We start from the raw sequence: 12,316 nt of genomic DNA, 5'->3' as shown, positions 1-12,316 counted from the left end.
TATGATGAGCAGGGAACAAAAAAAGAATTATATTACTGAGATGGAATCTCAGTTTCAAAACAATGAGGCAGTATTAGTTACTCATTATCAAGGTCTTACTATGTCACAACTTGATGATCTAAGGTCTCAAATGAGAGAACATGGAATTAAATTTAGAATTACCAAAAATAGGATCACTAAACTAGCGCTTGAAAAAACAAAGTGTAAGGACATTTCAAATTTATTTACTGGAGCTACAGCTGTAGCATTTTCTGATGATGCTATTATTTCTGCTAGAATTTTATCAAAATTTGCAAAAACCAATGAAAACCTTAAGCTTTTAGGTGGAGTAATGGGTAGTGAAATTTTAGATCAAGCTGGAGTTCAGAATGTAGCCAATTTACCAACATTGGATGAGGCTAGAGCAAATATAGTTGGAATTTTAGCTGCATCGGCATCAAAATTTGTAAGTATTTTACTTGCACGTTCTGAAAAAATGAGTAGTTTGGCCCCAGAAAATTCTGAAAATAACCCTAAAGAAGTATAAAAAATATGCCTGATCTAAATAAAATTATAGAAGATTTATCAAGTTTAACTGTTGTAGAGGCGGCTGAACTTTCAAAACAACTTGAAGAAAAATGGGGTGTTACAGCTATGGCTGCAGCAGCACCAGCAGCAGCAGCAGGTGGAGCAACTGAAGAAGCGAAAGATGATTTTACAGTTATGTTAATTTCTGCAGGTGATAAAAAAATTAATGTTATAAAAGAAGTTAGAGCAGCAACATCTTTAGGTCTTAAAGAAGCAAAAGACTTAGTAGAGGGTGCACCGAAAGAAGTAAAATCTGGTGTTAACAAAAAAGATGCTGATGAACTTAAGGCAAAATTAGAAGCAGCAGGCGCAAAAGTAGAACTTAAATAAATTAATTAGAAAGAACCTAATTACTGATTAATTTTTAATCAGTAACTATTAATAGATGCAACTATCTTTTACTCAAAAAAAAAATGTAAGAAAAAGTTTTGGTAAGTTAGCTGAAACTTTATCCATTCCAAATTTAATTGAAGTTCAGAAAAATTCTTACAAACAATTAACAGATTTTGATCTTGAAGCTGGAGATTTATCAAAAGGTTTCGATAGAGTTTTTAAAAGTATTTTTCCAATTGAAGATTTAAACGATAAAGCGACACTCGAATATGTTGCTTATAGATTAGAAAAACCAAAATTTGATACAGAAGAATGTATTCAAAGAGGCTTATCTTACACATCGGCACTTAAGTGTACCTTAAGATTAGTTGTTTATGAAATAGACCCAGATAATAACACTAAAGATATTTTATCTGCTAAAGAACAAGAAGTTTACATGGGAGAAGTTCCTATGATGACTGGCAGTGGAACGTTTATAACTAATGGCGTTCAAAGAGTTGTTGTGAATCAAATGCATAGAAGTCCTGGTGTTTTTTTTGATCATGATAAAGGAAAATCTCATGCGAGCGGTAAGCTTCTTTTTAACTGCAGAGTCATTCCCAATAGAGGTTCATGGCTAGACTTAGAATATGACGTTAAAGACTTTTTATATTTTAAAATTGATAGAAAAAAGAAAATATTTTCATCAACTTTACTTATGGCTCTTGGTTTTACTAAGCCTGAAATAGCAGATGAATTTTATGATAAAGAAACTTATTCATTAGATTCCAAAACTGGAAAGTGGAAGACAAAATTTAATCCAGAAAATTATAAAGCTAAAAATTTTTCTGAAGAAGTTATTGATAGCAAAAATGGTAATATTGTTATTAAATTAGGCGATAAAGTTAATTATATAACAGCAAAGAAGCTAGCCAGTGATGGATTAAAAGATATCTTGGTTTCACAAGAATCTCTTTATGGAAAATACCTTCATAGAGATATTAGAGTAAATGATGAAGAAGAGGGAGTTTTTGCAATTGGTACTGAGTTAAATGATACAATTATTCAGCAAATTTTAGAAGCTAATATAAATTCAATTGAAATTTCAATTACAAATTCAATTAATAAAGGACCTTATTTGTTAACAACTTTATTAAACGACAAAAATAATAGTAAAGAAGAAGCAATTTCAGAAATTTATAAAGTTTTGAGACCAGGTGAGCCCCCTACAGTAGAGATTGCTACACAAATTTTTAATAATTTATTTTTTAGTTCTGACAGATATGATCTTTCAGACGTTGGTAGAGTTAAAATGAATTCAAGATTAAACTTAGAATGTTCTGATAAAATTACAATTTTAAGAAATGATGATATTATAGCTATAGTTCATAAAATGCTAGATTTACGTGATGGTAAAGATGAAGTTGACGATATTGACCACCTAGGCAATAGAAGAGTCAGATCAGTAGGAGAGCTTGTAGAAAACCAAGCACGTATAGGTGTTTATAGAATGGAAAGAGCTATTAAGGAAAAAATGACAACCCTTGATATAGAATCTGCTATGCCTCAAGATTTAATTAATGCAAAACCATTGACTGTTTCTTTAAAAGATTTTTTTGTAAGCTCTCAACTTTCTCAATTTATGGATCAAACAAATCCACTATCAGAAATAACACATAAAAGAAGAGTTTCTGCTTTAGGCCCTGGTGGTTTAACTAGAGAACGTGCTGGATTTGATGTTCGTGACGTTCACCCTACCCATTATGGAAGAATTTGTCCCATTGAAACTCCTGAGGGTCCGAATATTGGTCTAATCAATAGCTTATCCACTTATGCAAAAATTAATAAATATGGTTTCATTGAAAGTCCATATAAAAAAGTCAAAAATGGAACAGTCGAAGATAAAGTTGAATATCTTTCAGCAATGGAAGAAACAAAATATACAATCGCACAAGCAAATGCGAAGCTTGATAAAAGTGGAAAAATTTTAGAAGAATTAGTTCCGTGTAGAGAAAACTTAAACTTTGTTTTATCAAAACCTGAAAATATTGATTATATTGACGTATCTCCAAAACAATTAGTTTCTGTTGCAGCATCGTTAATTCCATTTTTAGAAAATGATGATGCAAATAGAGCTCTTATGGGATCTAACATGATGAGACAAGCTGTGCCCTTGCTGAAACCAGAGTCTCCTCTAGTTGGAACAGGTATAGAAAGTGATGTTGCTCTTGACTCAGGTGTTACTATTGTTGCTAATCGTGATGGTACAGTTGATAAAATTGACGGTAAACGAATTGTTATTAAGGCTACTGAAGAAACAGATTTTACAAAATCTGGAGTAGATATCTATAACTTACAAAAATTCAAAAGATCAAACCAAAATACATGCATTAACCAAAAACCATTAGTTAGAGTTGGAGATAAAGTTAAAGCAGGGGATATTATTGCAGATGGTCCGTCAACTAAATTAGGTGAACTAGCGTTAGGAAAAAATGTAACTGTAGCATTTATGCCTTGGCAAGGATACAATTTTGAGGATTCAATTTTAATTTCAGAAAGATGTGTAACTGATGATGTATTTACTTCTATTCACATTGTGGAGTATGAAGTTATGGCAAGAGATACAAAATTAGGTGAAGAAGATATTACTAGAGATATACCAAACGTTAATGAGGAATCTTTAAAAAATCTTGATGAGTCTGGAATTGTATATATTGGTGCTGAAGTTAAAGCAGGTGACATTTTAGTTGGAAAAGTTACCCCCAAAGGTGATTCTGCTTCAGGCCCTGAGGAAAAATTATTAAGATCAATTTTTGGTGAAAAAGCAATTGATGTAACAGATACATCTTTAAGGATGTCTAGAGGTAGCAGTGGTACAATTGTTGATGTTAGAGTTTTTAACAGACATGGAATTGAAAAAGATGAGAGATCAATAACTATAGAAAGAGCAGAAATTGAAACTGTTCAACAAGATAAGATTGTTGAAGAAGAAATTTTAGAAAGAAGTATAAAACAGAGAGCTAATCAAATTCTTTCTGGCGCATCATTAACTAAAAAAATTAAAGATATTGATGTTGGAACCACACTTAATTTAGAAACTATAAACCAAATTAGTATCAATGATGTTTTTAAGATTACTGTAGGAAACCTAAATGATGAAGCAAGTATTGCTCAGTTAAAAGATCAATACAATAAAGCTAAACAAGATATTTTAGAGAGATTTGAGGATAAGGTTCTTAAAATAAGAAGTGGTGATGACTTATTACCAAGTGTTATGAAAATGGTTAAAGTTTTTGTTGCAATTAAAAGAAGATTAAGACCTGGTGATAAAATGTCAGGTAGACATGGTAACAAAGGTGTTGTCAGTAAAATTGTTCCTGTCGAAGATATGCCGTATAGAGAAGATGGAAGACCGGTTGATATTGTTTTAAACCCACTGGGTGTACCTAGTCGTATGAATGTTGGTCAAATATTAGAAACCCATCTAGGATGGGCGTGTAAAGAATTTGGTGAAGAAGTTAAAAGGTTGGTTAATGAAAATAATAAAAAATTTGAAAAAACTGAAAAAATTTCTTCTTTCTTAAAATCGGTCTATGGCAATGAAGTATTTGATGATGGTATCAATAAATTAAATAAAACAGAATTTAAGGATCTTTGTGAAAACTTACAAAATGGTATTGCAATATCAACACCTGTTTTTGATGGTGCTAAAGAAAAAGATGTTTCAGAAATGCTTGAGTTAGCCAAGTTACCAACTTCTGGGCAAACAAATTTATGGGATGGTAGAACGGGAGAAATGTTTGATAGACCAGTTACTGTTGGAATTATCTATATGTTAAAACTTCACCACCTTGTTGAAGATAAAATACATGCTAGATCTACAGGGCCTTACAGTCTTGTTACTCAACAACCCCTGGGTGGTAAAGCGCAGTTGGGTGGTCAAAGATTTGGTGAAATGGAAGTTTGGGCACTTGAAGCTTATGGTGCTTCTTACACTTTACAAGAAATTTTGACTGTTAAATCTGATGATGTAGCTGGAAGAGTTAAAGTTTATGAAACTATAGTTAAAGGTGAAGAAAATTTTGAATCTGGTATTCCAGAATCATTTAACGTACTAGTTAAAGAAATTAAATCATTAGCACTGAACATAGAATTAAATTAATTATGAAAAAAGAATTAACAGATTTATTTAAAAACAGTGAAGTTTCTGAGGCTCAGAACTTTAGCAGCATCAAGATAACACTAGCTAGTCCAGAGAAAATTAAGTCGTGGACTTATGGTGAGATTAAAAAACCTGAAACTATTAATTATAGAACCTTTAGACCTGAAAAAGATGGTTTATTTTGTGCAAGAATTTTTGGCCCAATAAAAGACTATGAATGTTTATGTGGTAAGTACAAAAGAATGAAATTTAGAGGCATTATATGTGAGAAGTGTGGTGTTGAAGTTACTAAATCTAATGTGCGTAGAGAAAGAATGGGTCACATTAACTTAGCAACACCTGTTGCTCACATATGGTTCTTAAAATCTTTACCTAGCAGAATATCCCTTGCTGTTGATATGAAACTAAAAGAAGTAGAAAGAGTTTTATACTTTGAAAACTTTATTGTTATTGAGCCAGGTTTAACTGGACTTCAAAAAAATCAACTTTTAAATGAGGAAGAATTAGCAAAATACCAAGATGAATTTGGTGAAGAATCTTTTGAAGCAGGTATTGGTGCTGAAGCTATTTTGTCAATTCTGAAATCAATGGATCTTGATCAAGAAAGAAAAATTTTAATTAATAATATTAAAGAAACAAAATCAAAAGTTAACGAGGAAAGATCAATCAAAAGACTTAAATTGATTGAATCATTTATTGAAACTGGTCAAAAACCAGAATGGATGATATTAACTGTTATCCCAGTTATTCCACCAGAGCTAAGACCTCTTGTTCCTCTTGATGGTGGAAGATTTGCCACATCTGATTTAAACGACCTTTATAGAAGGGTTATTAATAGAAATAATCGTTTAAAGAGATTAATGGACCTCAAAGCGCCACATATTATTGTTAGAAATGAAAAAAGAATGCTTCAAGAGTCTGTTGATGCTTTATTTGATAACGGTAGAAGGGGTAGAGTGATAACTGGCACTGGTAAAAGACCTCTTAAATCATTAGCTGAAATGTTAAAAGGTAAGCAAGGTAGATTTAGACAAAACTTATTAGGAAAAAGAGTAGATTATTCAGGTAGATCGGTAATTGTTGTTGGACCTGATCTTAAACTTCATGAATGTGGATTGCCAAAAAAAATGGCACTAGAGCTATTTAAACCTTTCTTATACGCAAGACTAAATAAGTTAGGATTAGCCTCGACAATTAAACAGGCAAAAAAACTAGTTGAAAAAGAAACTAATGCTGTCTGGGATGCGCTTGAATTAATTGTTAGAGAGCACCCTGTACTACTTAACAGAGCTCCAACTCTTCACAGACTAGGTGTGCAAGCGTTTGAACCTAAGTTAATAGAAGGAGATGCCATTGAATTACATCCTTTATGTTGTGCAGCGTTTAATGCTGATTTTGATGGTGACCAAATGGCAGTACATGTTCCGTTAAGTTTAGAAGCACAATTAGAAGCTAGAATTTTAATGCTTTCTACCAATAATATTTTAAGCCCATCAAATGGTAAACCAATTATCGTACCAAGTCAGGATATGATTTTAGGACTTTACTATTTGTCTCAAGCACCTTTTCAGACAGAAAAGCCAGATGGTTATTTTGTAAATAATGATGAAATTGAACATGCGTTATCAACTGGTCAAATAAAAGTACACTCTACAATCGTATCTAGATTTGAAACTGTCGATGAAAAAGGAAATAAAAAATTTGAAAAATATACAACAACTGCTGGAAGATTTTTATTAGCAAATCTATTACCAAAGAATAAAGACATTACTTTTTCTATGATAGACAGGTTGTTACCAAAAAAAACAGTTTCTGAAATTATAGATAGTGTCTTCAGATTTTGTGGTCAAAAAACAACAGTTATTTTTTGTGATCATTTAAAAGATTTAGGCTTTAAGCACGCTTTTAAAGCTGGTATTTCATTTGGTAAGGATGACCTTGTGATTCCATCAAATAAAGGACAGTTAATTGAAGATACTAAAAAATTAATTGCTGATTATGAAAACCAATACTCTGAAGGTTTAATTACTAGAGGTGAAAAATATAATAAAGTAGTTGATGCTTGGTCAAAATGTACTGATAAAGTGGCAGGAGAAATGATGAGAGGTATTTCTGCAACTGAGAGTACTGCTGATGGGGTAAAAATTAACTCTGTGTTTATGATGGCTGACAGTGGTGCTAGAGGATCAGCCGCACAAATGAAACAGTTAGCTGGAATGAGAGGACTAATTGCAAAACCTTCTGGTGAAATTATTGAAACACCAATCATTTCTAATTTCAAGGAAGGTCTTACTGCTCTTGAATATTTTAACTCAACTCATGGAGCAAGAAAAGGTCTTGCTGACACTGCCTTAAAAACTGCAAGTTCTGGTTATTTAACTAGAAGACTTTGTGATGTTGCTCAGGATCTTACAATTTCAAAATTAAAATGTGATAATCCTGGCTTTATTGAGCTAGGTGAAATTCTTGAAGGTGGAAATGTTGTTGTTAGTTTATCTGAGAGAGCGTTAGGAAGAGTGACTGCTTTTGATGTTAAAAACCCTATAACAGGAGAAATTGTAATCAAAAAAGATGTAATGATAGATGAAGCTGGTTGTGATAAAATTGATGCAGCTGGTGTCAAATTCATAAAAGCATACTCTGTAATGACATGCAGTTCTAAAAAAGGTGTTTGTGCTACGTGTTATGGACGTGATTTATCAAGAGGTAAAATGGTTCATGTTGGTGAGGCAATTGGTATGATTTCAGCTCAATCTATTGGGGAACCTGGTACGCAGCTAACTATGAGAACATTTCACGTTGGGGGAACAGCCTCTGTAAAACAAGAGTCTCAAATTGTTACAAAATCTGCAGGTACTTTAAAAATTATTAACTCCAATTTATTAGAAGATTCTAAGAAAAATTTAATTGTAATGGGTAGAAATACTCAACTTTCTATTGAAGATGATAATGGACTTCAGGTTGCTGTTTATAAAGTAGCTTATGGATCAAAATTGTTTTTTCAAAACGGTGATAAAATTAAATCTAATGAAAAAATTTGTGAATGGGATCCTTACACTACGCCAGTAATTGCTGAAAAAAGTGGTATAGCTGGATATGTTGATTTAATTGATGGAGTTTCGATTCAGGAAACTACTGATGACGCTACTGGTATCTCATCTAAATCAGTGATTGACTGGAGAGCACAATCTAAAAACACAGATTTAAAACCAAGAATAACTTTAAGAGACGATAAAGGTAATGTTATTAAAAAAGCAGACGACAATGAAGCTAGATATTATTTAGTTCCAGATTCAATTTTATCTGTTGAAGATGGACAAAAAATATTTGCAGGTGATATAATCGCAAGATTACCCAAGGAAACAACTAAAACAAAAGATATTACAGGTGGATTACCACGGGTAGCTGAATTATTTGAGGCAAGAAAAGCAAAAGATAGTGCTATCATTGCTGAAAATGATGGACAAGTTTTATTTGGAAAAGAAGTTAGAGGAAAACAAAAAATTTCTATTCAACCTGAAGAAGGTGAACCTTCAAATTATTTAATTCCAAAAGGCAAACATATAAATTTTAATCAAGGTGAAAAAATTAAAAAAGGAGAATATTTACTTGATGGACAACCTTTGCCTCATGATATTCTTAGAATTTTAGGCATAAAAGACTTAACAGAGTATTTTGTAAATCAGGTTCAAGAAGTTTACAGATTACAAGGTGTAATAATCAACGATAAACACATAGAAACTATTTTGAGGCAGATGCTTAAAAAAGTTGAAATTAAAATTTCCGGTGATTCGTCCTATTTACCTGGAGAAATGATTGATAGAATTAAATTTGATATAACAAATGAAAAACTTGTAGCTGAAGGGAAAAATCCTGCTGCTGGTGAAAGAGTCTTAATGGGAATTACAAAAGCATCACTTCAAACAGAGTCATTTATTTCAGCTGCTTCATTCCAGGAAACCACTAGAGTGCTCACAGATGCGGCCATTAAAGGTAAAGTTGACCCACTAAATGGATTAAAAGAAAATGTTATTGTAGGTAGATTAGTTCCGGCTGGTACTGGTCACATTAAGAATAAATGGAACAAAAACGCTATTGAAGCAGATGAAAAATTTCTTGCTGATCAAGACAAAATAGAGCCTGCTGAATCTGCAGAAACTGCTGCTAATCAATAAAAAAAACACGTTTTAATTGTAGTTTTAGTTTGACAAAGTTAAATTAAACAGTATTTTGACGATGTTTTTGGTTGGAATGTAGTACCTACTTTACGGAACTAAACGCTGCCACAAAATAACCTGTCAGTTATTTTCATTCAAAAATAAATTAATTAATTAATTAAAAATTTATGCCAACTATTAACCAGTTGTTAAGAAAGAAAAGAATTAGACCAGTTGCAAGAAATAAAGTTCCTGCACTTGAAAAACAACCTTTAAAAAGAGGTGTGTGTCTTAAAGTTTACACAACAACTCCTAAAAAACCGAACTCTGCATTAAGAAAAGTTGCAAGAGTTAGACTTTCAAATGGCTTTGAAGTTACAGCTTACATTGGTGGTGAAGGGCATAATTTACAGGAACACTCAGTAGTTTTAATTCGAGGTGGTCGTGTTAAAGATTTACCAGGTGTTCGTTATCATATTCTTAGAGGAAATCTAGATACACAAGCAGTTGCAAATAGAAAGAAACGTAGATCTTTGTATGGAACTAAAAAAGGTAAATAATTATGTCTAGAAAAAAAACGCAACCAAAAAAAGTTGTCACTCCAGATCCGATTTTTAAATCAACCATTATTCCAAAACTAATTAACTCAATTATGTATGATGGAAAAAAAGTTGTTGCTGAAAAAATTGTATATGAAGCAATTGAAAAAATTAAATCAAAAACTAAAGAAGAGCCAATTAATGTTTTTAATGAAGCTATTAATAATATCAAACCTACTGTAGAAGTTAGATCTCGAAGAGTTGGTGGTGCAACGTACCAAGTTCCAGTTGAAGTTAAAAATAATCGTGCTCAAGCACTTGCTATTAGATGGTTAGTTGACGCTTCAAGAAAAAGAAAAGACAAGCATATGTCTGATAAAATTTTTAATGAACTGTATGATGCATATGAAAAAAAAGGATCAGCAGTTAAAAAAAGAGAAGATGTACATAAAATGGCTGAGTCGAATAAGGCTTTTGCTCATTTTAGGTGGTAAAAAATTATGGCTAGAATTAATACATTAGACACGTATCGTAACATTGGAATTATGGCTCATATTGATGCTGGTAAAACCACTACTACTGAAAGAATTTTATATTACACCGGAAAAAGTCACAAAATTGGTGAAGTGCATGATGGTGCAGCAACAATGGATTGGATGGAGCAAGAACAAGAAAGAGGAATTACAATTACCTCTGCTGCAACTACTTGTTTTTGGAATGACCATAGAATTAATATTATTGATACTCCTGGTCACGTAGATTTTACCATTGAAGTCGAAAGATCATTAAAAGTTTTAGATGGTGCTGTATGTGTTTTTGACGGTGTTGCTGGTGTTGAACCTCAATCAGAAACAGTATGGAGACAAGCTGACAAATATAAAGTTCCAAGGATTTGCTTTGTAAATAAACTAGATAGAACTGGTGCAGATTTTTATAGATGTGTGGATATGATTAGAGATAGACTTGGTTGCAAACCTCTAGTTATACAAGTCCCAATTGGTATGGAAGCAGATTTAGTTGGAGTTGTTGACTTAGTTAAGATGAAAGCCCAGGTTTGGAAAAATGAAGCCTTAGGTGCAGAGTGGGAATATAAAGAGATTCCTGATGATTTAAAAGAGATTTCTCAAAAATATAGAACTGAACTTGTTGAAACAGCTGTTGAGCAGGATGAAAAATTAATGGAAAGCTATCTAAATGGCGAAGAAATTAAAGAAGAAGATTTAATTAAATGTATAAGAAAAGGAACACTAAATTTCAGCTTTGTTCCAATAACTACTGGTTCAGCATTTAAAAACAAAGGTGTTCAGCCGTTACTTGACGCAGTTATTAATTACCTTCCAAGCCCAATTGATATTGGTTCAATTAATGGAACGATACCAGGAACTGAAGATATTAAAGAAATGAAATTTGATGATGGAGCTGGTTTTTCAGCTTTAGCTTTTAAAGTTGCGAATGATCCATTTGTTGGATCATTAACTTTTATAAGAATTTACTCTGGAACAATTAAAACTGGAACAGCAGTTTATAATACTTCAAAAGAAAAAGAGGAAAGAGTTGGCAGAATGCTTTTAATGCATGCAAATTCTAGAGAAGATATTAAAGAGGCAAATGCTGGTGATATCGTTGCATTAGCTGGTCTTAAATACACAATAACTGGTCACACTTTATGTGATGAGGCTAATCCAGTTTTACTTGAGCCAATGGAGTTTCCTGAGCCAGTAATTGAAATTGCTGTTGAGCCAAAAACTAAAGCTGACCAAGAAAAAATGGGTGAAGCTTTAGCAAGATTAGCAAAAGAAGATCCTTCATTTAGAGTAACTTCAGATGAAGAATCTGGTCAAACAATAATTAAAGGTATGGGTGAATTGCACTTAGATATTATTGTTGATCGAATGAAAAGAGAATTTAATGTTGAGGCAAATATTGGAGCACCTCAGGTTGCTTACCGTGAAACTATTCAAAATGCATCTGAGTTTGAGTACACCCACAAAAAACAAAGTGGTGGTGCTGGACAGTTTGCTAAAGTTAAACTTTTAGTAGAACCTCAAGAGCCAGGTAAAGGAAGAGAGGTTGATAGCAAAATTAAAGGTGGATCAATTCCTAAAGAATTTATTCCAGGTGTTGAGAAGGGTATTGAAACAATATCTGATGGTGGAATTTTAGCTGGATTTCCAATGATCGATTATAAAGTTACAATTTTAGATGGATTACACCACGATGTTGACTCGAGTGTTCTTGCATTTGAACTTGCTGGTAGAGCTTGCTTTAAAGAAGCTTGTACTAGAGGTGGATTAAAATTATTAGAACCAGTAATGAGAGTTGAGGTTGTAACTCCTGAAGATTATATGGGTGATGTTATTGGTGACTTAAATAGTAGAAGAGGTCAAATAAGTGAGCAAGAAAGCAGAGGAAATGCAACTGTAATAACGGCAATGGTTCCCCTAGCTAATATGTTTGGATATATAAACAGTTTAAGATCTATGTCTCAAGGAAGAGCCCAATACTCAATGTTCTTTGATCATTACTCTAAAGTTCCGCAAAATGTGCAGGATGAAGTAACTAAAAAGATTGCTGGATAA

The 12,316-nt window shown here is 32.6% G+C and carries 7 protein-coding genes; all 7 read left to right on the top strand.

The features are described from left to right. Positions 1 to 4: 4 nt before the first annotated feature. The 7 genes from rplJ (at position 5) to fusA (ending at position 12,316) form a co-directional block, all read left to right on the top strand. The gene (rplJ, locus tag AC5YGA_RS03635; protein WP_415307784.1) at positions 5 to 526 is read left to right on the top strand and encodes a 50S ribosomal protein L10; all 522 of its coding nucleotides are present in this window, start codon (positions 5 to 7) and stop codon (positions 524 to 526) included. 5 nt (positions 527 to 531) lie between these two features. Continuing rightward, positions 532 to 897, top strand: a complete 366-nt coding sequence (rplL, locus tag AC5YGA_RS03630; RefSeq protein ID WP_415307783.1) for a 50S ribosomal protein L7/L12 — start codon at positions 532 to 534, stop codon at positions 895 to 897. Between the two features lie 55 nt (positions 898 to 952). Further along, positions 953 to 5,041: a DNA-directed RNA polymerase subunit beta gene (rpoB, locus tag AC5YGA_RS03625; RefSeq protein ID WP_415307782.1), complete on the top strand. Its 4,089-nt coding sequence runs from the start codon at positions 953 to 955 to the stop codon at positions 5,039 to 5,041. 2 nt (positions 5,042 to 5,043) lie between these two features. Beyond that, entirely contained in the window at positions 5,044 to 9,216 is a 4,173-nt protein-coding gene (gene rpoC / locus AC5YGA_RS03620) for a DNA-directed RNA polymerase subunit beta' (protein WP_415307781.1), read from the top strand. A gap of 170 nt (positions 9,217 to 9,386) precedes the next feature. Further along, the gene (gene rpsL / locus AC5YGA_RS03615) at positions 9,387 to 9,758 is read left to right on the top strand and encodes a 30S ribosomal protein S12 (RefSeq protein WP_415307780.1); all 372 of its coding nucleotides are present in this window, start codon (positions 9,387 to 9,389) and stop codon (positions 9,756 to 9,758) included. 2 nt (positions 9,759 to 9,760) lie between these two features. Next, a complete protein-coding gene (gene rpsG, locus AC5YGA_RS03610; RefSeq protein ID WP_415289728.1) occupies positions 9,761 to 10,231 on the top strand; it encodes a 30S ribosomal protein S7 in 471 nt (156 codons plus the stop codon). 6 nt (positions 10,232 to 10,237) lie between these two features. Then, positions 10,238 to 12,316, top strand: a complete 2,079-nt coding sequence (fusA, locus tag AC5YGA_RS03605) for an elongation factor G (RefSeq protein WP_415307779.1) — start codon at positions 10,238 to 10,240, stop codon at positions 12,314 to 12,316.

Source organism: Candidatus Pelagibacter sp. uisw_091 (genome assembly GCF_059512525.1).
Note: the sequence above shows the minus strand (reverse complement) of the source record. Positions and strands in the feature narration are given on the sequence as shown.

Excerpts from the sequence above, each read along its gene's own strand:
- rpsL (WP_415307780.1), top strand. The coding sequence starts at position 9,387 with ATGCCAACTATTAACCAGTTGTTAAGAAAGAAAAGAATTAGACCAGTT.
- fusA (WP_415307779.1), top strand. The coding sequence starts at position 10,238 with ATGGCTAGAATTAATACATTAGACACGTATCGTAACATTGGAATTATG.
- rpsG (WP_415289728.1), top strand. The coding sequence starts at position 9,761 with ATGTCTAGAAAAAAAACGCAACCAAAAAAAGTTGTCACTCCAGATCCG.
- rplL (WP_415307783.1), top strand. The coding sequence starts at position 532 with ATGCCTGATCTAAATAAAATTATAGAAGATTTATCAAGTTTAACTGTT.
- rpoC (WP_415307781.1), top strand. The coding sequence starts at position 5,044 with ATGAAAAAAGAATTAACAGATTTATTTAAAAACAGTGAAGTTTCTGAG.
- rplJ (WP_415307784.1), top strand. The coding sequence starts at position 5 with ATGAGCAGGGAACAAAAAAAGAATTATATTACTGAGATGGAATCTCAG.
- rpoB (WP_415307782.1), top strand. The coding sequence starts at position 953 with ATGCAACTATCTTTTACTCAAAAAAAAAATGTAAGAAAAAGTTTTGGT.